This is a genomic window from Aeromonas sp. PI_26, from assembly GCF_027854445.1.
GTDB classification, from domain to species: domain Bacteria; phylum Pseudomonadota; class Gammaproteobacteria; order Enterobacterales; family Aeromonadaceae; genus Aeromonas; species Aeromonas veronii.
In genome coordinates, this window is the sequence record NZ_JAJNOE010000003.1 from 186451 (window position 1) to 205696 (window position 19246).

The 19246-nt window shown below is 58.3% G+C and carries 20 protein-coding genes; 8 read left to right on the forward strand and 12 right to left on the reverse strand.

Going from position 1 to position 19246, the window contains the following annotated elements; genetic code table 11:
* Position 1 precedes the first annotated feature (1 nt).
* The 4 genes from LRL22_RS05600 to LRL22_RS05615 all read left to right on the forward strand — a co-directional run bounded on the left by LRL22_RS05600 (position 2) and on the right by LRL22_RS05615 (position 3693).
* Positions 2–643 carry a GNAT family N-acetyltransferase gene (locus LRL22_RS05600; RefSeq protein ID WP_075114655.1) on the forward strand — a complete coding sequence of 214 codons (642 nt, stop codon included), beginning with the start codon at positions 2–4 and terminating at the stop codon, positions 641–643.
* 60 nt (positions 644–703) lie between these two features.
* Positions 704–1477, forward strand: a complete 774-nt coding sequence (cobB, locus tag LRL22_RS05605; protein WP_005336680.1) for a Sir2 family NAD+-dependent deacetylase — start codon at positions 704–706, stop codon at positions 1475–1477.
* A gap of 90 nt (positions 1478–1567) precedes the next feature.
* On the forward strand, positions 1568–2044 hold the full coding sequence (locus LRL22_RS05610) for a hypothetical protein (protein WP_270904907.1): 477 nt from the start codon (positions 1568–1570) through the stop codon (positions 2042–2044).
* Positions 2044–3693, forward strand: coding sequence for a GGDEF domain-containing protein (locus tag LRL22_RS05615; RefSeq protein ID WP_270904908.1), 1650 nt, complete (start codon positions 2044–2046; stop codon positions 3691–3693). Before LRL22_RS05610 ends, LRL22_RS05615 begins: the two co-directional genes overlap by 1 nt.
* Positions 3694–3779: 86 nt before the next feature.
* On the opposite strand, the gene LRL22_RS05620 is transcribed toward LRL22_RS05615, so the two are convergent.
* The 7 genes from LRL22_RS05620 to LRL22_RS05650 all read right to left on the reverse strand — a co-directional run bounded on the left by LRL22_RS05620 (position 3780) and on the right by LRL22_RS05650 (position 10532).
* Complete coding sequence (locus LRL22_RS05620; RefSeq protein WP_270904909.1) at positions 3780–4784, reverse strand: substrate-binding domain-containing protein; 1005 nt, start codon at positions 4782–4784, stop codon at positions 3780–3782.
* Entirely contained in the window at positions 4784–5716 is a 933-nt protein-coding gene (rbsK, locus tag LRL22_RS05625; protein ID WP_124929418.1) for a ribokinase, read from the reverse strand. Before rbsK ends, LRL22_RS05620 begins: the two co-directional genes overlap by 1 nt.
* A 108-nt stretch (positions 5717–5824) precedes the next feature.
* Positions 5825–6700, reverse strand: a complete 876-nt coding sequence (gene rbsB, locus LRL22_RS05630; protein WP_005360585.1) for a ribose ABC transporter substrate-binding protein RbsB — start codon at positions 6698–6700, stop codon at positions 5825–5827.
* A 30-nt stretch (positions 6701–6730) separates the two neighbouring features.
* The gene (rbsC, locus tag LRL22_RS05635) at positions 6731–7699 is read right to left on the reverse strand and encodes a ribose ABC transporter permease (protein WP_261999935.1); all 969 of its coding nucleotides are present in this window, start codon (positions 7697–7699) and stop codon (positions 6731–6733) included.
* The gene (gene rbsA, locus LRL22_RS05640; protein WP_270904910.1) at positions 7696–9225 is read right to left on the reverse strand and encodes a ribose ABC transporter ATP-binding protein RbsA; all 1530 of its coding nucleotides are present in this window, start codon (positions 9223–9225) and stop codon (positions 7696–7698) included. The genes rbsC and rbsA overlap by 4 nt, the downstream gene beginning before the upstream one ends.
* Before the next feature lie 36 nt (positions 9226–9261).
* On the reverse strand, positions 9262–9681 hold the full coding sequence (gene rbsD / locus LRL22_RS05645) for a D-ribose pyranase (RefSeq protein ID WP_270904911.1): 420 nt from the start codon (positions 9679–9681) through the stop codon (positions 9262–9264).
* Positions 9682–9914: 233 nt separating this feature from the next.
* A complete protein-coding gene (locus LRL22_RS05650; protein ID WP_270904912.1) occupies positions 9915–10532 on the reverse strand; it encodes a glutathione S-transferase family protein in 618 nt (205 codons plus the stop codon).
* Positions 10533–11213: 681 nt separating this feature from the next.
* Here LRL22_RS05650 and LRL22_RS05655 point away from each other — a divergent pair.
* Together LRL22_RS05655 and LRL22_RS05660 are read left to right on the forward strand one after the other, a co-directional pair.
* Entirely contained in the window at positions 11214–11789 is a 576-nt protein-coding gene (locus tag LRL22_RS05655; protein ID WP_270904913.1) for a poly-gamma-glutamate hydrolase family protein, read from the forward strand.
* Positions 11790–11831: 42 nt separating this feature from the next.
* Entirely contained in the window at positions 11832–12533 is a 702-nt protein-coding gene (locus tag LRL22_RS05660) for a hypothetical protein (protein WP_270904914.1), read from the forward strand.
* 161 nt (positions 12534–12694) lie between these two features.
* On the opposite strand, the gene LRL22_RS05665 is transcribed toward LRL22_RS05660, so the two are convergent.
* From LRL22_RS05665 to potA, 4 genes are all read right to left on the reverse strand, one after another.
* On the reverse strand, positions 12695–13762 hold the full coding sequence (locus tag LRL22_RS05665; protein WP_270904915.1) for an extracellular solute-binding protein: 1068 nt from the start codon (positions 13760–13762) through the stop codon (positions 12695–12697).
* An 81-nt stretch (positions 13763–13843) separates the two neighbouring features.
* Positions 13844–14614 (reverse strand): spermidine/putrescine ABC transporter permease PotC, encoded by a 771-nt coding sequence (potC, locus tag LRL22_RS05670; protein WP_270904916.1) that lies wholly within the window; start codon positions 14612–14614, stop codon positions 13844–13846.
* Positions 14611–15498: a spermidine/putrescine ABC transporter permease PotB gene (potB, locus tag LRL22_RS05675; protein WP_019446371.1), complete on the reverse strand. Its 888-nt coding sequence runs from the start codon at positions 15496–15498 to the stop codon at positions 14611–14613. Before potB ends, potC begins: the two co-directional genes overlap by 4 nt.
* Complete coding sequence (potA, locus tag LRL22_RS05680) at positions 15485–16588, reverse strand: spermidine/putrescine ABC transporter ATP-binding protein PotA (RefSeq protein WP_270904917.1); 1104 nt, start codon at positions 16586–16588, stop codon at positions 15485–15487. Before potA ends, potB begins: the two co-directional genes overlap by 14 nt.
* A gap of 201 nt (positions 16589–16789) precedes the next feature.
* Here potA and LRL22_RS05685 point away from each other — a divergent pair, with 201 nt between their 5' ends.
* Both LRL22_RS05685 and LRL22_RS05690 read left to right on the forward strand, forming a co-directional pair.
* Entirely contained in the window at positions 16790–17527 is a 738-nt protein-coding gene (locus LRL22_RS05685; RefSeq protein ID WP_005351939.1) for a hypothetical protein, read from the forward strand.
* A gap of 16 nt (positions 17528–17543) precedes the next feature.
* Positions 17544–18230 (forward strand): DUF2987 domain-containing protein, encoded by a 687-nt coding sequence (locus LRL22_RS05690; RefSeq protein ID WP_270904918.1) that lies wholly within the window; start codon positions 17544–17546, stop codon positions 18228–18230.
* A gap of 103 nt (positions 18231–18333) precedes the next feature.
* Here the strand turns inward: LRL22_RS05690 and ttcA are convergent, their stop codons facing one another.
* Complete coding sequence (ttcA, locus tag LRL22_RS05695; RefSeq protein ID WP_005336634.1) at positions 18334–19242, reverse strand: tRNA 2-thiocytidine(32) synthetase TtcA; 909 nt, start codon at positions 19240–19242, stop codon at positions 18334–18336.
* Between the last annotated feature and the right edge of the window lie 4 nt (positions 19243–19246).

Sequence of the window (19246 nt, forward strand, 5' to 3'; positions counted from 1 at the left end):
CATGCCGCGCTACCTCTGCTGGCCCATGCACCGGGAGCGCCTTGGCAAAGGACTGGAGGGCTGGCCCCATCCGGTTTCCCGAGCTGCGCTGCCACTGGCGATGCAGGTATCCGGGGTGCCTTGCCTGCTGCGCGAGCTGCATGGGGTGGCGCCTGCCCGCATGCTGGCCGCTTACGATGCATTGAGTGAAGAGAGCATCTATCTGCGCTTTATGCGTCCGAAACGGACACCGCCACCGGAACAGGTGGCCCAATTTCTCAATTACCATCCCGAACAACAGATCTCGCTGTTGCTGACCGATCTGGCCGGTGAGCCGCTGGCTCAGGCGCAATCAATCCGCCGCCGCCTTCATCCCGATCGGGCGGAGTTTTCTTGCATCGTGGCGGATCACTTTCAGCACAAGGGGGCGGGGAGGCGCATTCTGCTGGCGCTGGCACTGCTGGCCAGAGCGGACGGGATCCGGGAGTGGACGGCGGAAGTGCTGGCCCAGAACCGGCCCATGCTGACTCTGCTCAAGCGCCTTGGCTTGCCGCTGACTCTGGTGACCGGACGGGAGATGGTCTTTGTCAGGCTGGATCTGTCGGTACTGGATGCCTGGTTACCCGTGCCGCCAGCGGCGCCGCTTAAGACCAAGGGCGAATAGTGACACTTTTTTCCCTGTGCTAAGGTCACATTTATTGTGCAGGGATAGACGGAGCAGCTTATGGCGCAGTCATATAAACATATCGTGATCCTGACCGGCGCGGGGATCTCTGCCGAATCCGGCATCAAGACTTTTCGTGCCTGCGACGGTTTGTGGGAAGAGCACAAGGTCGAGGATGTGGCGACCCCCGAGGGGTATGCCCGGGATCCCGAACTGGTGCTGCGCTTTTACAACTCCCGCCGCAAACAGCTGCAACAGCCCCAGGTTCACCCCAATCCGGCCCACTATGCGCTGGCCCGCCTCGAGCGACTGCTGCCCGGTTCGGTCACCCTTGTCACCCAGAACATCGACAATCTGCACGAGAGTGCAGGCAGCAAGAACCTTATCCATATGCACGGGGAGCTGCTCAAGGCCCGCTGCCCCGAGTCCGGTCAGGTGATCGAGTGGCGTGGCGATCTCCATCAGGACGAGCTCTGCTCCTGCTGCCAGTTCCCTCAGCCGATGCGTCCCCATGTGGTCTGGTTTGGCGAAATGCCGCTCGGGCTGGATCGCATCTATAGTGCGCTGGCCCAGTGCGATCTCTTTATCTCCATCGGCACCTCTGGCGCTGTCTATCCGGCCGCCGGGTTTGTCCATGAGGCGGGCCTCAACGGGGCGCACACCATCGAGCTCAATCTCGAACCGAGCGAGGTAGGTAGCCAGTTTGACGAAAAACGCTATGGCCCAGCATCCCTGCTGGTGCCCGCCTATGTCGATGAGTTGCTGGAGGCGTGCGGCATTCATCAACCGAGGCAAGTCGAGGGGCACAACTGGATGGAGATGCGCGGTCCCTGAGCTACTGTGCGACGGGACAGTTGCAATGGTTCGGTGAAATCGCCACACTGGCAACCATTAAAAAATGGGACGCAGTTGGCGCAAATTACCATGACCGCAGTAAAGCAATGGATCGCTTTTTTTCTCCTGATGCTGGCCAGTGCCAGCGCATCGGCCTCCATCCCCCTGATGACCCTGGTACTGCCAGATGGCCAGCAGGTGAGCCTCGATGAGGCGGCCCTCTCCGCCTTGCCACAGACCGAATTCACCACGACTACCCCCTGGACTCAGGGCGCCCACCACTATCGCGGGCCGACCCTGTCAGCCGTGCTGGTGGCGCAAGGGATCCCGGATGCCCGCAAGATCGCAGTCTCGGCCCTCAACGGTTATCAGCAGGTGGTGGATCTGGCCCTGTTCGACGGCGTGCCGCTGACCCTGGTGCGTCAGGAGGACGGCAAACCGCTGACCCGGCGCAACAAGGGGCCGCTCTGGCTGCTCATCCCGTTCACCACCTATCCCAAGCTGGACGTGCCCGCCATCCATAACTGCATGGTGTGGCAGGTGACCCGCATCGAGATCGTCGACTGATGGGGTTGTCCCGCCACAAACTGCTGTTGGTTGCGGTGTCGCTGCTGTTTCTGATCTCGTCGGGCAGCAGCCTCTATCTGCAGCATCGGCAGGAGCAGCTGGTCGATACCTTCTACCGCAATGTCCACTGGAACATCAGCCAGGTGATGCTCGAATCCCAGCGTTTCCTCTACGATCTGCAGCTCTATCGGGCCGGCAGAGTGACGATGGAGACCCTGAGCCTCGATTACGATCTGCTGTGGAACCGGCTCGACATCTTCCTCATCAGCAGCGAGACCGCCGAGATGCGCCAGCGGCACGGACTCGGCAAGGTGCTGGCCACCCTGTTCGAGCAGATCAAGCAGCTCGAACCCCAGATGGAGGCCGGTGTGCTGCGCGAGGGGGCTGAGCTTGCCCGCTTGCAGGAGGCGATCGCCAGCCAGACCCGTCTCATCGAACAGATAGGGGATCAGATCCTCTCCGGCCAGGAGCGGGAGCATTCGGTCAGCCAAATCCGCAACAGCCTGTTCTGGCTGCAGATCTGGCAACTGATCCTGCTACTGACCGGTGGCGCTCTGGTCGCTGCCCTCATTCGCGCCAATCTGGCGAACCGTCGGCTTGCCCTGCTCGATCCCCTGACCCAGCTTGGCAACCGCCGTGCCCTGCAGGAGCAGCTCTCTCGCGCTTTGCATGCCGGCGAGGTGAGCGCTTTGGTGGTGCTCGATCTCAAGCGCTTCAAGCAGGTCAATGATCTGCTGGGTTATCAGGTCGGTGATCGGCTGTTGCAGATGGTGGCCAACAAGCTGCAGCAGGCCCATGGCAGCCACGCTTACCGGCTCGGCGGTGACGAATTTGCCGTGGTGCTGACCAAGGCGAATGATGCGCTGGAAACCGCCATTCATGAGCTGGTGGATCTGCTCCATTTCGAGTTCGTGACCCGGGAGTGCAGCTTCGATCTGGCCTGTCGGCTCGGGGTCGCCAAGGCCCAACAACAGGATGCCGCCCGGCTGCTGGATCAGGCCATCCTAGCCCTCAACCAGGCCAAGCGTAGCCAGGAGGGGGCGATCAGCTGGTTTGAGCCTGCCATGCTGCAGCAGTTGCAGTTGAGTCAGCAGCAGCTTCATCAGCTGCGAGAGTGGCTAGCGGGGCGCGAGCCTGCACCGCTGCGAGTGGCATTGCAGGCGCTGACGGACGGGCAGGGCAACGACATGTGGCAATTGGCGCTTGAGTGGCGTGAGCAGGGGGCGCCCTGCCACATGCGCTGGCTGCAGGAGTGCGGTGTGCTGGGGCCCGTGTTGGCCCGGGTGCTGCAAGCGCACGAGGCGCAGTATGCCGATGGTCGGGAACTGCTGGTCCCGCTCGACAATCAGGCCCAGCTGACCCATCTACTGGCCTATTTGCCGGAGGCTTCCCGTACGCCGCTGGTGTTGCTGGTACCGACGCTGCAGCCGGATGGTGCCTTGCTGGCGGGATTGCGCCAGCAGGGTTGCACTCTGGCGCTCAGAGAGATTGGCAGTACCACCTCGGCGCAGCTGGCAGCCGGCTGGCCTGTCCGCTACTGGCTGCCGCAGGGTGATGAAGATGGCGAGTTGCTGCAACCGCTGGCCAGACGATTGGGGCTGGTGCCACTGCAAGTGCTTGCGGCCAGGGAGACCAGGTCGCTGGCCTGAGGGCTAAAAGCGGTATTGCATCGGCAAGAGACAAAATGAAACAAGGCGACCTCGGGGTCGCCTTGTTCGTTTATTGCCCCTGAACGTCAGGGGCGAGGGGCGCAGGATTGTCTGATCACCAGGTCAGGGTCGACGGTGATCAGGTGGTCAGCCACCGCTTCGCCGTTGATGCGAGCCAGCAGCCGGGTGACGGCGAGGCGGCCGAGCTCCTCTTTGGGCTGGTTGACGGTAGTGAGTGGCGGCGACATAAATTCAGCCAGCGCCACATTGTCGTAGCCGACAATGGAGAGGTCGCGCGGGATCACCAGCCCCGCCTGATGAGCAGCACTGATGGCCCCCATCGCCATCATGTCGTTGCAGACAAAGAGGGCTGTGGGGCGCTCGGGCAATGCCAGCAGACGGGTCATCGCCTGATGGCCGCTGGCGCAGTCAAAGTCCCCCTCCTGAATCCAGTCAGGATTGACAGTGAGTCCTGCCTCCTGCAGCGCCTGCTCAAAGCCAGCCTGGCGCTGGTTGGCGGGGGCGCGGCTGTGGGGGCCGGTGATGCAACCGATGGCGGTGTGGCCCAGCTCAATCAGATGGCGGGTCGCCAGATAACCGCCGTGGAAGGAGTTGTCGGCGATCAGATCCACATCCTCACTGACCAGCCCCCAATCCATCACCACCACCGGCAGGCTCTTGAGCCAGTCGAGCTGATTGAACACCTCTTGTTGGCCTTCGCTGCACATGATCAGCAGGCCATCGACCCGCTTGCGCAGCATCATCTTGAGGTAGGAGAGGGCTGTTTCCGCCTGCCCTTCGGTGTTGCCCAGCATCAGGTTGTAGCCCTGCTCGAAGCAGTAGCGCTCCACCCCGCGCACCACCTCGGCAAAGAAGGGGTTGCTGGAGGTGGTGACCAGCATGCCGATACTGTTGGTCTCCTTCACCTTGAGGCTGCGGGCCACCAGACTCGGGGCATAGTTGAGATCGCGCATGGCCGCAAAGACCCGTGCGCGGGTCTCCTCGGCCACAAAGCGGGTCTCGTTGATGACGTGGGAGACGGTGGTGGTAGAGACCCCCGCCAGCGCCGCCACCTCCTTGATATTGGCCATCAGTGCCCCTGTGCAGTCTGCTCAAGCAAGAAGGTGTCGACCTCCTGCTTGCTCGGGATGGAGCTCTGGGCTCCGAACCGGGTGACGGAGAGCGCCGCCGCCCCGTGGGCAAAGCGCACCGCGCTGTGGAAATCGGCACCGGCCAGTTCCGCCGCCAACAGGGCGCCGTTGAAGGTATCGCCCGCGGCTGTGGTATCCACTGCCTTGACCCGAAAGCCCGGGATGAGTTGTTGCTGCTGTGCGTTGCTGCAATAGACCCCCTGCGACCCCAGGGTGATCATCACGTCCGCAATCCCCATCTGGTGGAAGCGGGCGGCCGCCTCGCGGGCGCTCGCTTCATCGGTGACTTTCACGCCGGTCAACAGCTCGGCTTCAGTCTGGTTGGGGGTGATAAGGTCGACCAGCGCCAACAGCTCAGCGGAGAGCGGGCGGGCGGGGGCGGGGTTGAGCACCACCCGGGTGCCGTGGGCGCGGGCCAGCCGTGCAGCTTCATGAACGCTCTCGAGCGGCACTTCCAGCTGCAACAGCAGGGTGTGGGCGTCGGCGATCATGGCTTCGTGGTTTTTCACCACGGCAGGGGTGATGGCACCGTTCGCTTCGGCTGAGATGCCGATGCTGTTCTCCCCCTCATCGCTCACATAGATGATGGCGATACCGGTCGGGAGCTTGGGATCGAGCTCGACGGCGCTGACGTCGATGCCATCTTTGGCAAAGCCGCTCTTCATCTGGTGGCCGATGGCGTCATCACCGATGCGGGCGATAAAGGAGACGGGGGCGCCAAGGCGGGCGGCAGCAACCGCCTGATTGGCCCCCTTGCCACCCGGGACAACCTGATAGCTGTGGCCGGTCAGGGTTTCACCCGGGCGAGGAAAGTGGGGAACGCGCAGCACATGGTCTGCATTGACACTGCCCAGAACGACGAGACGATTCATGTTGACTACTCCTGATGCATCTTGGCTTGAACACTGTGATGGAGTGAGCTCAAGCCGGGAGGCACCTGAACGAGAGGGAAAAGGGGAGGCTAACCTCCCCTCGAGCACTTACTTGCTGACCACTTGAAGCGGTACCGGAATGGATTTCTCCACCGGCTGACCTTTCAGCACCTTGTCGGCAGTCTCGACGCCGATGGCACCGATCAGGGCCGGTTGCTGGGCCACGGTGGCGGCCAGTTTACCCTTGGCAACGGCGGCTTTGCCATCGTCAGTGCCGTCGAAGCCGACGATCATCACCTCTTTACCGGCAGCCTGCACGGCGCGGATGGCACCCAGCGCCATCTCGTCGTTCTGGGCGAACACCGCCTGTACGGTCGGATGGGCGGCCAGCAGGTTTTCCATGACGTTCAGACCCTTGGTGCGGTCAAAGTCGGCAGGCTGGGAAGCCAGCACCTGCAGCTTGTTGGCCGCCACGGCCAGGGCAAAACCTTCGCCACGGTCACGGGCGGCGGAGGTACCGGCAATCCCTTCCAGCTGGATCACCTTGGCACCGGTACCCAGTTTCTCGGTGATAAAGTCACCGGCCAGCTTGCCGCCCGCCACGTTGTCGGAGGCAATGTGAGCCTTGACCTCACCCTGCGCGGCGCCGCGGTCCAGAGTCAGTACCGGGATGCTGGCACGGTTGGCCAGACGAATGGCGTTGCCGACCGCTTCGGAGTCGGTGGGGTTGATCAGGATGGCGCCGACCTTGCGTACGGTGAGATCTTCCATGTTGGAGAGCTCTTTGGCCGGGTCATTCTGGGAATCCAGTACCACCAACTCGTAGCCAAGCTCTTTGGCTTTTGCTTCGGCCCCCTCTTTCATGGTGACGAAGAAGGGGTTGTTGAGGGTGGAGACCACCATGGCCAGGGTTTGATCGGCGGCCTGGGCGGTGCCCAGCACGGACATGATGGCGGCAGCGAGCAGGGTATTGAGCTTTTTCATCATTTCATTCCTTGTGTGTGGCTTGTCTTATCAACGATTGCTTTTGTTATCGATCATCACGGCAAGCAAGATCACGCTGGCCTTGGCGATCATCTGGTAATAGGAGGATACGTCGAGCAGGTTGAGGGCGTTATTCAGGAAGCCGATGATCAAGGCACCGATCAGGGTACCCATGATGCGGCCCTTGCCGCCCATCAGGCTGGTACCACCCAGCACCACGGCGGCGATGGCATCCAGCTCGTAACCCATGCCCGCCGTCGGCTGGGCAGAGGAGAGGCGAGAGGTAACGATAAGCCCTGCCAGTGCCGAGAGCGCGCCGCACAGACCATACACCGCCAGCTTCACCCGATCCACATTGATACCGGAGAGACGGGTGGCCGATTCGTTGCCGCCCAGCGCGTAGATGTAGCGACCGAGGCGGGTGTGGTTGAGCATGAACCAGGCGAGCAGGAAGACGATGGCCATTAGCCAGATGGGCACCGGCAGACCGAGCAGATAGCCGGTACCCAGCCAGGCGAAGTGATCGGCGCCATCACTGAAACCGGTGGAGATGGGGCGACCCTCGGTATAGACCATGGTGATGCCGCGCAGGGCGGTCATGGTGACCAGCGTCGCGATAAAGGCCTGTACCTTGCCTTTGGCAATGATGAGGCCGCTGACGCCGCCAAGCAGGGCGCCGGCACCCAGGGTGAGGGGGACTACCAGCCAGATCGGCAGCTCCATCGCCACCATAGTCGCGGCCAGCGCGCCGCACAGGGCAAGCACAGAGCCAACCGACAGATCGATACCGGCGGTGAGGATAACCAGCGTCATGCCGACCGCCATGATGGCGTTGACCGAGGTCTGGCGCAGGATGTTGAGCAGGTTGTCGACGCTGAAGAAGTTGGGATTGAGCGCGGAGACGACACCAATCAGCACCAGCAGGGCGACCAGGGATTTGTTCTCGATCCACCAGGCCTTGTTCATGATGCCGCGGCGGGGAAGGGTTTGGGTTGTCATTGTGCTGCCTCTTGCTCTGCTTGCCACTGTTTACCGACTGCCGCCGCCATCAGCTTCTCCTGATTGGCATCGCGGGTGTTGAACTCTGCGCTGATGCGCCCTTCGTGCATCACCATGATGCGATCGCTCATGCCGAGCACTTCCGGCATCTCGGAGGAGACCAGAATGATGCTCATCCCCTCCTTCTTGAACTGGTTGATCAGCTGATAAATTTCCTTCTTCGCCCCCACGTCGACGCCGCGGGTCGGCTCGTCGAGGATCAGCACCTTGGGCCTTGTCAGCAGTCCCTTGGCGATGGCCACCTTCTGCTGGTTGCCGCCGGAGAGCAGCTTTATCAGCTGATCCTGACTCGGGGTCTTGATGTTGAAGAGGCGTACATAGTCGCTCACCGCCTGCCGTTCGGCCTTGCCGTCGATCTTGCCGTTGCTGATGAACTCGTCGAGGGCGCAGAGGCTCATGTTTTCGCGCACCGACAGCTCCAGCACCAACCCATCGCCCTTGCGATCCTCGGAGATATAGGCGATGCCAGCGGCCAGACCATCGGCCGGACTGGTTGGCACCAGCGCATGACCGTCCACTGTGACTTCACCGGCACTGATGGGGCTGGCGCCGTAGATCAGCTTCATCAGCTCGGTGCGGCCGGAGCCCATCAGGCCGCTGAAGCCCAGAATTTCCCCCTGACGCAGGGAGAAGCTCACCCCGCGCACGCCGGGACCGGCCAGATCTTTCACCTGCAGGCTGACGGGGCCAAGCTCGCGCTCAAGACGCGGGTACTGCTCTTCCAGCCGGCGACCCACCATCATCTCGATGATCTTGTCTTCATCCAGATCGCTCACCGCCTTCTCGCCGATCCACTTGCCATCGCGCAGCACGGTGACCCGATCGCAGATCTCGAAGATCTCCTTGAGACGGTGGGAGATATAGACGATGCCGCAACCTTGCTCACGCAGCTCGCGGATCACCTTGAATAGCTGCTCGGTCTCGGTATCGGTCAGCGCATCGGTGGGTTCATCCATGATGATGACGCTGGCATCGAACGACAGCGCCTTGGCGATCTCCACCATCTGCTGTTCGCCGATGGAGAGATCCCCGAGTCGGGTATCCGGCCCGTGTTTAACGCCCAAACGGGCCAGGAGGGTGCTTGCCCGTTCGCGCAGCTGTTTGTGGTCGATGCTGCCAAAACGGGTGCGCGGTTCGCGACCGAGGAAGATGTTGGCGGCAATCGACAACTCCGGCAGCAGGTTCAGCTCCTGGTGGATGATGCTGATCCCCTGATCCTGAGAATCGCGCGGCCCCTTGAAGTGGACCGACTGACCGCGGTAGCTGACGCTGCCCGCATCGGCCTGATAGATACCGGTCAGCACCTTCATCAGGGTAGATTTGCCGGCGCCATTTTCACCGAGCAGGGCCATCACCTGGCCCGGATAGACCCGCAGACCCGCTTCGTCGAGGGCGCGTACACCGGGGAAGGTCTTGACGATCCCGGTCAGCTCCAGAATGGGTGAGAGGGGGGAGGTTGTGCTCATTTGCAGCTTCCTTGAAGAGGCCTTCTTTGAAGAGTGTCAGAACGCCACACCGGCGCAGAGGATCAGGTTGGCGTAGGGAGTCACCTCGCCGCTGCGCACAATCGCCTTGCTCTGGCGGGAGCGGGTCTTGAACTCCTCGTGCAGGCAGTATTCGATGGCGATGGGTTTGCCCTGGGCGGCTGCGTGGGCCTCAAGCTGATCGACCAGCGTCTGATGGGCGGCGGGGCTGATCTGCTTGATCTCGGTCGCCATGATCACCTTCTCCACCACCAGATCGGTGAGCAGGGCGGTCAGTACGGTTTCAAGGCTGGGCGTCCCCGCCATCAGCGCCAGATCGATCCGCTCCGGCCCTGCCGGAATGGGCAAGCCTGCATCGCAGACGGTGATCTCGTCGGTGTGGCCCATCTGTGCCACCAGAGCACTCAGGGGAGCATTGAGCAGTACGCCTCGTTTCATACAGCACCTCATCAGGCCTTGGCCCGTCAATCTGTGAACCGCTAGGCAACCGGTTACGCAACCGGTTGCGTCATGACGCAAAGATAGGCTTTTTACTAAGGAAGGGCCACGGCAAAACCACGGAAATGTGAAAACGATCTCAAAGGCGGGAGAAGAAGTGCAGGGGAGGAGGCAGGAAGGGTGTCAGCAGAGCCCTGACACCCTTGTTATTTATCGATCTATTGATTTTATGGTTAGTTGGCCAGTGCCTTGGCGACCGCCGGACGGCTCAGCATGCGCTGATAATGATCGGCAACCTTGGGGAATTCACTGATCTCGACCCCATCGCTTTTCAGCCAGCCCGCGACCACGAACAGATAGATATCCGCCACGCTGAACTGCTCGCCCAGCACCCAGGGGCCTGCCAGATAGTGCTGCTCAATCTGGGCAAAGCCATTGCGCATATTGCTCGCGACTTTCTGCTGCATGGCGGCAATGGCTTGCTCGTCATCGGCCCAGCGGCTGCCACGGCGACCGTGGGCGTGGGAGACATGCACGGTGGAGGCGAGGAAGCTGTTGACCTCCTGCATGCGGGCCAGCAGGAACGGGTTGTCCAGCGGTGCCAGCTTGGCTGCGGGGAAGCGCTGTGCCACATAGAGCAGCAGGGCCGGGGTCTCGGTCAGGGTGCCCTGCTCGGTGGTCAGGGCAGGCACCCGCCCTTTGGGGTTGATGGCAAGATACGCAGGGTCACGCTGCTCCCCTGCGGCGAGGTTGACGAGACGGGGTTGGAACGGGGCATTCGCTTCCAGCAGGGCAATCTGCACGGCTATGGCACAAGTGCCGGGAGCGAAATAGAGGGTCAGATCGGACATGAATACTCCTGATTGGCTCAGGCCACCCGCGATATTGGCGAAAAACGTGTTTTCCGTGATACCTCGAGGGGTCATGAAAAAAAGAGAGGGGGCAACGCTTGCCCCCCAACCAATCTACACCCCTGAGGGATGATGAAAAAGCACAGAATTAATCGGCTTTGGCCAAATTATTGTGTTCGACTATACCTAACACCCCTTGGCGAACCACGAACCAGTTGGTGCAGAAAGAATTAGTGTTGTAAGAGGCATCCAGTTTTTTCTTTGGAATTACTACTATGTACAGCATCGGTTCAGATAATAATGTCCTCCTAACATCATTACCTCAGAGTGACGGCTCCTCATCATAAAACTGATAAAAATCATCTCTATAGATAACTATCTATTCACTAAATAGGTCATCATTTGATACCATACTAATCTGACCCTTTGCTAAAGTTGTTTCGGTGCCTGATGGTTTTTAGCTCATAAGCTTGCTTGAAAGCCGTATTCCGGTTTCTGAATTTTTCGGTGGCAATTTTTCCTATGCAGGAGATTTATAATGATTAGTGTTGCAGGTATAGAAAAATGATTAACCTACTATCAATTAACAGAGCGGGAAACATAGTGACATATTAACATTTCATATGGTATGTATCAGAATGTGTTTTCTCAAGAATGTTTTAATATAGGTGATAATATACAATGAAAGATAAATATTCTAGCTTCTCAGAATTAAAGTCTTCAGAAGTTGAAGGTGCGTACAATATAGAGTTTAGAGAATTAGGTACAGCAGTTTCATTGATGGCTCCACATGCTGGAAAGATAGAGCCAGGGACATCTGAAATATGTAGAAATGTTGCCGGTAACGATTTTACATACTATTTATTTGAAGGTAATAAAAAGAGCGCAAATCGAGATTTACATATAACAAGCTCTCGTTTTGATGAGCCAGAAGGACTACGAATTGCTCGGTCTTCACAGGTAGTTGTCACTTTTCACGGGCAACAAGGTGCGACTCAATTTATAAATGTAGGTGGTTTGGCTGAACCACTTTGTAAAGCTGTTATTGATGCTTTAAATGCTGCAGGTTTTTCGGCAAGTAAGCATAGTAATCCATCGTTACAAGGATGTGATGAAAATAACATTTGTAATCAAGGAATAAGTGGTAAAGGTATACAGCTTGAAATTTCTCGGGCATTGAGAGATTTACTAAACAAAGATGCTGAATTAATGAATTTATTTTCTTCTGCTCTTAGACGCACGCTAGCTTGTCTCTAAAACGTACTTTTTAAAATCTTAATTTATGTTCTTGGGGGGCATATGGTTAAAAAAAGACTGTACGAAGAAGATCCAAACTGGTTGTATGAAACGGTTCTTCTTAAAGATGAGTTTATTGCATATAATAATTATTTTTATAAAAGAGTGAAGGCTCATCGTATAGTATTGGATACGCCTAAAGCGAAAGCGTTAGCTGCTTATACCTTGATAGAAAAAGATCTAAGAAGTTGTGCTGTTTGGTTAAATGCAATACTTAATATTCTTAAAAGTGACCCTAGACATGTAAATGCCAACGGAAATCTTGCCAATGAAGATAGAGAAACCTACAATGTTGTAAAAGGGCTATTTGTTGCTGCATTGACGATTTATGGCAAGTGTTATACAAGCTGTGAGGGACGGCGAGTTAAACTTGAGAAAAGTAACCTTGATGAAATGTATCATGAAATCCATGATGAAGCGATGTCTTTTAGACATAATTTTGCAGCCCATAGTGGTGCTAAAAAACTAGAGACAACTTCAGTTGTTGTGGTTTTGGATTCGAAATTTAATAGGCGTAATATTCCTCGCATATCAACAGAATTAATGCAACCTGATTCTTGGAGTATCAAAGAAACTAAGGATTTTATAAATTTAGTGGAGCATGTCAGAAAATTCGTTAAAGATAAGATAAGTGCATTGACTGATAAGGTTTATAAAGATGATGTGTTATCGAAAGGGAAAGAGTACTGGTATAAAAAAATATGAATCCATCTCTCTTGATCATGTTATTGCTGTTAATTGTGGTTCCACGTGAGTTTCTGCATCAAGAGTTGTTGTACTGAGAATGGTCCAGTGGTTATAAAGCGAAGGGGGCAAATATTGCCCCCTTTATCCATTAAGCCCGTGAGGGCCGATTAACCGCCGATTTAACCGGCCTTGGCCACCATGGCTTTCAGCTGCAGGAAGTACTGCTCGTAGAGGCGGGAGGCATCACCCACATCGGACTGGAATTCGCCCTTGCGCTTGATCTCGTCGCTCGGGAAGACCATGGGGTTGTTGCGAAACGCCGGGGTGAGCAGGGGAATGGCATCTTTGACCGGGGTGGGGTAGCCAATCGCCTCGGCCACCTTGGCGGCCACATCGGGGCGCATCAGGAAGTTGATCAGGGCGTGGGCCTCCTTCACATGCTTGGCCTTGGCCGGGATGGCAAGGTTATCCATCCAGAGCACGGCGCCTTCTTCGGGGTAGGTCATCTGGATGGAGGGGTATTCGCGCTGGGCGCCGTAGGCCGAGCCGTTCCACAGCATACCGATATTGACCTCACCGGCGATAAAGGGGTCGGCCGGGTTGTCGGAGTTGAACGCCTTGACGTTGGGCATCAGTTTTTTCAGGTATTCGAAGGCTTCGGCAATTTGCGCCTTGTCCTGGGTGTTGGGGCTGTAGCCGAGTTGCACCAGCGCGATATGGAACACCTCGCGGGCATCGTCCATCAGCAGCAGGCTCTCTTTCCACTCCGGTGCCCAGAGCTGCTTCCAGTTGGTCACCGGCTGCTCGATGATGTCAGTGTTGGTGCCGATCCCGGTTGCGCCCCAGATATAGGGGATGGAGTAGCGGTTTTCCGGGTCGTACTCGTGGTTGAGCAGGGTAGGGTCGAGGTGCTTGAAGTTGGGCAGCTGGGCGCGATCCAGCGGCTGCAGCATTCCCTCTTTGGCCATTTTCGAGATGAAGTAGGTGCTGGGCACTACCACGTCATAGCCGTCGCCATGGGTTTTCAGCTTGGCGTAGAGGGTCTCGTTGGATTCGTAGGTGGAGTAGATCACCTTGATGCCGGTCTCTTGCTGGAACTGCTCCAGCAGGCCGTCCGGCACATATTCCGACCAGTTGTAGAAGTAGACCACCTTGTCGTCGGCCGCGTGGGCGCTCTGGCTCAGCAGCGGGGTGGTGAGGGTGAGGGCGGCTGCCAGCAGGGCGCCGGCCTTGTGTTGGATTGTCATCAACAACTCCTTGGGGTTATGGGGCCTTGCGGCCCACCGTGACAGAGTTCGCCAAAGGTGGCGGGGGCGAAACGGGCAGGGTCAACCCTGCCGTTTGCGCAGTAACAGTTGCGCCAGCAGCACCATCCCGAGGGAGGCGACCAGCATCAGGGTGGCCAGGGCGTTGACCTCGGGGGAGACCCCCACCTTGACCATGGAGTAGATCTTGAGCGGCAGGATCTCGTACGCCGGGCCGGTAACAAAGGAGCTCACCACCACGTCGTCCAGCGACAGGGTAAAGGAGAGCAGCCAGCCCGCCATCACCGCCGGCAGCGCCAGCGGCAGTATGATGCGGCGCAGGATGATCCACTCGCCAGCCCCCAAATCCCGCGCAGCTTCCAGCATCCGCACATCAAAACCGCACAGCCGCGAGTAGACGGTGATCACCACGAACGGCAGGCAGAAGGTGATGTGGGCGATCAGCAGCGACCAGAAGCCCAGCGCAATGCCGGTCACCACAAACAGGGTCAGCAGCGAAATGGCCATCACGATATCGGGGGACATCATCACCACGAACAGCATGCCGCTCACGTACTGCTTGCTGCGAAAGCGGTAGCGAAAAAGCGCCACGGCGGTGAGGGTGCCGATCAGGGTGGCCGCGGTGGCGGTGAGGGCGGCGATGGTCAGGGAGTGCTGGGCCGCCTGCATCAGGCTGGCGCTGGCAAACAGCTTCTCATACCAGCCCAGGGTAAAGCCGCGCCAGTCGATGCCATATTTCGACAGGTTGAAGGAGTTGGCGATCAGCACCCCGATGGGTACATAGAGATAGCCAAACACCAGCAGCAAGAACAGAGCCTTCAGTGCGCGCATCATGCCAGCTCCCCCTTCTTGCTGAGCAGCTTGCCCGCCCGCCAGTAGCAGTAGACCAAGAGCGCCATCAGCACCGTCAGCATCACGCTGATGGCCGCACCAAAGGGCCAGTCACGGCTGTTGAGGAACTGGGTCTTGATCAGGTTGCCGATCAGCAGGTGCTTGGCGCCCCCCAGTAAGTCGGAGACATAGAACATCCCCATGGCGGGCAGGAACACCAGCAGACAACCGGCGATGATGCCGGGCAGGGTGAGGGGCAAAATGATCCGCACCAGCCGCTGCCAGCCGTTGGCGCCGAGATCTCGCGCCGCCTCCAGCAAACGGCCATCCAGCTTCTCGATGCTGGAGTAGAGCGGCAGCACCATAAAGGGGAGCAGCACATAGACCAGCCCGATGATGACGGCCACCTCGGTATACATCATCTGCAGCGGTCGCTCGATAAGCCCCAGATCCAGCAGCCAGCCATTGATGAGCCCCCGGGTGCCGAGCAGCACTTTCAGCGCATAGGTACGAATGAGGGAGTTGGTCCAGAACGGCACCACCACCAGAAACAGCAGCAGCGGGCGGATACGCGCTGGCAGATGGGCCAGCAGCCAGGCAAAGGGGTAGCCCACCAGCAGGCAGATGGCGGTGGCGAGCAGCGCCAGCCAGAGGGAGTGGAGCAGCACCTCGAAATAGAGGGGGTCCAGCAGGCGGCCATAGTTGCTCAGGGTAAAGAGCGGTGCGATAAGCTCGGACTCGTCACGGGTGAGGAAGCTGACACCGATGATCATCAGGTTGGGCAGGAAGACAAACAGCGTCAGCCAGCCGAGGATCAGCGCGATGGCCCCGTTGCGAAAGCCGTTGTGGGCAAAGCTGTGCGCTACCCGCAGATTAGTGAGGCTCATAGGGCAGCACCACCTCCCAGCTGTCGACCCAGTGGATCGGCACCTCCTGACCCAGACGGTAGTCAAAGTCGGGGTCATCCTCGTCGAAGAACTCTGAGATAAGCAGCTGTTTGCCGCTTTCGAGTTCGATCACCGAATCCAGCGTCGCCCCCTTGTAGTTGCGCTCGCGGATGTTGCCCCGCAGCGCGCCACTTTGATCGTCATCCTGATCGAGAATGCGCAGATCTTCCGGGCGCAGCAGCACCAGCACCTTGTCGTCAGGCTGGAACGGCAAGGTGGTATGAAGCAGACATTCGCGCCCCTCTACCTCCGCCTGCCAGATACCGGGCTCGCGCTGGCTGATCAGCTTGCCATCCATCACATTGATCTCGCCGATAAAGCGGGCCACGAACAGATTGGCTGGCGATTCGTAGATATCGCGCGGGGTGCCGCGCTGGATGATCTTGCCGCCTTCCATCACCAGGATGCGATCAGACATGGTGAGTGCCTCTTCCTGATCATGGGTAACGAAGACAAAGGTGATACCAAGGCGACGCTGCAGCGCCTTGAGCTCGCTCTGCATCTGCTTGCGCAGCTTGTAGTCGAGCGCCGAGAGGGATTCGTCGAGCAGCAGCAGGCGAGGCTTGTTGACCACGGCGCGGGCGATGGCGACCCGTTGCTGCTGCCCGCCGGAGAGCTGATCCGGGCGGCGGTTGGCCAGCTCGGTGAGCTGCACCATGGCGAGGGTCTCCTCGACCCGCTGGCGGATCTCGCTGGCAGGCACTTTCTGCATCTCGAGGCCAAAGGCGACGTTTTCAAACACCGTCATATGGGGGAAGAGCGCATAGCTCTGGAACACGGTGTTGATGTGCCTGTGTTCGGCGGGGATATGGGTGATCTCGTCACCGGCCAGATGGATGGTGCCACCATCGACCGATTCGAGCCCGGCCAGCAGGCGCAGCAGGGTGGTCTTGCCACAGCCGGAAGGGCCCAGCAGGGTAAGAAATTCACCGTCATAGATTTCAAGGTCAAGGTCAATCAGGATCACCTTGCCATCGTATTTTTTGCTGATCTTGTTCAGCGCGACAATTACCTGTGGATTGTTCATCATCCGCCAGTCTCACCCCAGCCAGTGGCCATCGTGTTGAAAGAGGGCCGCATTCTATGCAGCCAATCCATGAAATTAAAGGCTTTTTGGCCCGAATTAGCCGCAACTGCGCAGGAAAAACGGCTACGAATAGAAGACCAAATCGCTATAATGTGCCACTTGATTTGGTCGTTTTCGATATTGGATAGTCAATTGAGTAATAAAATGCGTATTGGCGGCTCCCTTGAGCAGTCTCTGAACCAGGGCTACCGCCTTGATCTGAAAGGGGTCATCCAGGAGGGATGGCAACAGACCCGCCGTACCGGATTTGGCCTGCTGCTGGCGATTGTCGGGGTGACGGCGATCTGGATCCTGCTCAGCAATGTGCTGCTGTTGCCCTATCTGGGGGATGACAGCCAGATGAATGTGGCCATGGTGCTGAGTCTGCTGATGACGGTGGTGATGGCCCCCATGACCAGCTCCCTCGATATGCTGGGGTTGCAGCAGTCGGTCGGCGTGCGCGCCCGCGCCAACCAGGTGTTCGACTTCTTCCGCCACTTTGTACGCCTCGGCATGTTGAGCCTGCTTGGCAGTCTGCTCACCAGCCTGTTTGGCCCGCTGTTCGATCTGCTGGGATTGCCCGCCGTACTCTCTTTCATCCCCTCGGCCCTGATCGGCATGGGGCTGCTCTTTACCGTACCTCTGGTGCTGGAGCGCGGCCTGACGCCGCCCCAGGCCATTCTGGTCTCTCTCAAGCTCTTTGCGCGCGGCTGGCCCAGCATTGTGCTGTTTCACGGCGTGATGACCGCGCTCTTCTTCCTGGCTCTGATCCCCATGGGGTTGGGGCTTATCTGGGTGGCACCGCTCTATTTCAACTGCAAGGGAATCCTCTATCGGGATCTCTGCGGGGTGGGGGTAGAGGTTAACGAGGTGACAGAAGGCCCCAACCATTTCAATGCATGATGCAAAAGGACGTTGAATGACCCGTCGATATGGAGTGACCAAGGTTTTGCGCCAGAGTCTGCTTGTCAGTCTCTTGCTGCCAGGGCTGGCGCAGGCTGAGTCGGTGCTGGGCCTGCAATACAGCACCTTCTACAGCCAGATGAAGACCTTTGCCAAAGGGGAGTTTGGTCACGCCAGACTGGGGTTTTATCTGACCGATCCGCAAAATGGCCAGCGCTGTGGCCTCACCTTTGCCCGGGTTGCAACCGACAGCAAGGAAGTGGCGGGCGAGGTAACGGTCGATAGCGAACTGCGTCTGCCTTTTGATGAGGATCTCAACCTCGACAAGGGGATCGTGACCGTCGGCCTGAAAGAAGAGCACGCCACATGCGATATGACGGTACAGGTGATGGCCGATGCGCCAAACGGACCCGAGCTGCCGCTGGCGGAGTTGGCGGCCCGTCAGCAGCAAATGCAGTCGCTGCTCGACAAGATGGCGGGCATGGTCGGCAAGCACTTCCTGCCGAAGATGGAAGGGGTACGCATTACCCTAGTGCAGCAGAGCGGCACTGCTTATTTGATTGATGGCGCCCGTCAGGAAGCGCTGCCCTGGCAGGAAGGCCATCTGTTGCTTAGCAATGAGCAACTGGCCGCGTTCGCTGCCGGGCAACTTCGCCTGCAGGGTGACGTGCTGCGACTGACCCCCTGGCTGCACAAAGGCTGATGCCGATGGTGCTGTCACGTTGGTAAGAGGCAGATCAAGAAAGCAAAAAAGGAGCGATTATCGCTCCTTTTTTATTGCGTGGCGTTTGCCTTGTGAGCGCGGCTTAGCGCACTTCAATCACATCCAGCATGTCCATCTCGTCGATATCCAGCAGCGGCGCCTTTGGCATCTCGGGCGGATCAAACGCCTTGTCGCCGCCATCAATGATGCCGGAGTCGCGGTTGATGCTCTTGAAGTCAAACAGCTTGTGGTCGAGCAGGTGGCTCGGGATCACGTCCTGAATGGCGGTGAACATAGTCTCGATACGACCGGGGAAGCGGCGATCCCAATCCTGCATCATCTGCTTGATGGCCTGACGCTGCAGGTTCTCCTGCGAGCCGCACAGGTTGCACGGAATGATGGGGAAGGCTTTGACATCGGCGTAGCGGATCAGATCCTTCTCTTTGCAGTAGGCCAGCGGGCGGATCACCACGTTCTTGCCATCGTCGCTCACCAGCTTGGGCGGCATGGACTTGAGCTTGCCACCGTAGAACATGTTGAGGAACAGGGTCTCGAGGATGTCATCGCGATGGTGGCCAAGGGCAATCTTGGTGCAACCCAGCTCCTGGGCTGTGCGGTAGAGAATACCGCGACGCAGCCGTGAGCAGAGGGAGCAGGTGGTTTTGCCTTCCGGTACCTTCTCTTTGACGATGGAGTAGGTATCCTCTTCGACAATCTTGTACTCGATACCGAGGGAATCCAGATACTCGGGCAGCACATGCTCGGGGAAACCGGGCTGCTTCTGATCCAGATTGACGGCAACCAGATCGAAATGGATGGGGGCGCTGGCTTTGAGGCTCATCAGTATGTCGAGCATACCGAAGCTGTCCTTGCCGCCGGAGAGGCAGACCATGACCTTGTCGCCCTCTTCAATCATGTTGAAGTCGGCAATGGCCTGACCTACGTTGCGCCGCAGGCGCTTTTGCAGTTTGTTGAAACTGTATTTTTCTTTGGCGTTCAGCTCTTCTAGCATGCTC

What these genes read in the sequence shown, in the direction of transcription:
- cobB (WP_005336680.1), top strand. Translation starts at nt 704, where the DNA reads ATGGCGCAGTCATATAAACATATCGTGATCCTGACCGGCGCGGGGATC.
- rbsD (WP_270904911.1), bottom strand. Translation starts at nt 9,681, where the DNA reads ATGAAACGAGGCGTACTGCTCAATGCTCCCCTGAGTGCTCTGGTGGCA.
- LRL22_RS05665 (WP_270904915.1), bottom strand. Translation starts at nt 13,762, where the DNA reads ATGACAATCCAACACAAGGCCGGCGCCCTGCTGGCAGCCGCCCTCACC.
- LRL22_RS05620 (WP_270904909.1), bottom strand. Translation starts at nt 4,784, where the DNA reads ATGGCCAATATCAAGGAGGTGGCGGCGCTGGCGGGGGTCTCTACCACC.
- rbsK (WP_124929418.1), bottom strand. Translation starts at nt 5,716, where the DNA reads ATGAATCGTCTCGTCGTTCTGGGCAGTGTCAATGCAGACCATGTGCTG.
- rbsB (WP_005360585.1), bottom strand. Translation starts at nt 6,700, where the DNA reads ATGAAAAAGCTCAATACCCTGCTCGCTGCCGCCATCATGTCCGTGCTG.
- potA (WP_270904917.1), bottom strand. Translation starts at nt 16,588, where the DNA reads ATGATGAACAATCCACAGGTAATTGTCGCGCTGAACAAGATCAGCAAA.
- LRL22_RS05660 (WP_270904914.1), top strand. Translation starts at nt 11,832, where the DNA reads ATGGTTAAAAAAAGACTGTACGAAGAAGATCCAAACTGGTTGTATGAA.
- LRL22_RS05685 (WP_005351939.1), top strand. Translation starts at nt 16,790, where the DNA reads ATGCGTATTGGCGGCTCCCTTGAGCAGTCTCTGAACCAGGGCTACCGC.
- rbsC (WP_261999935.1), bottom strand. Translation starts at nt 7,699, where the DNA reads ATGACAACCCAAACCCTTCCCCGCCGCGGCATCATGAACAAGGCCTGG.
- LRL22_RS05690 (WP_270904918.1), top strand. Translation starts at nt 17,544, where the DNA reads ATGACCCGTCGATATGGAGTGACCAAGGTTTTGCGCCAGAGTCTGCTT.
- ttcA (WP_005336634.1), bottom strand. Translation starts at nt 19,242, where the DNA reads ATGCTAGAAGAGCTGAACGCCAAAGAAAAATACAGTTTCAACAAACTG.
- LRL22_RS05600 (WP_075114655.1), top strand. Translation starts at nt 2, where the DNA reads ATGCCGCGCTACCTCTGCTGGCCCATGCACCGGGAGCGCCTTGGCAAA.
- LRL22_RS05650 (WP_270904912.1), bottom strand. Translation starts at nt 10,532, where the DNA reads ATGTCCGATCTGACCCTCTATTTCGCTCCCGGCACTTGTGCCATAGCC.
- LRL22_RS05610 (WP_270904907.1), top strand. Translation starts at nt 1,568, where the DNA reads ATGACCGCAGTAAAGCAATGGATCGCTTTTTTTCTCCTGATGCTGGCC.
- LRL22_RS05655 (WP_270904913.1), top strand. Translation starts at nt 11,214, where the DNA reads ATGAAAGATAAATATTCTAGCTTCTCAGAATTAAAGTCTTCAGAAGTT.
- potB (WP_019446371.1), bottom strand. Translation starts at nt 15,498, where the DNA reads ATGAGCCTCACTAATCTGCGGGTAGCGCACAGCTTTGCCCACAACGGC.
- potC (WP_270904916.1), bottom strand. Translation starts at nt 14,614, where the DNA reads ATGATGCGCGCACTGAAGGCTCTGTTCTTGCTGCTGGTGTTTGGCTAT.
- LRL22_RS05615 (WP_270904908.1), top strand. Translation starts at nt 2,044, where the DNA reads ATGGGGTTGTCCCGCCACAAACTGCTGTTGGTTGCGGTGTCGCTGCTG.
- rbsA (WP_270904910.1), bottom strand. Translation starts at nt 9,225, where the DNA reads ATGAGCACAACCTCCCCCCTCTCACCCATTCTGGAGCTGACCGGGATC.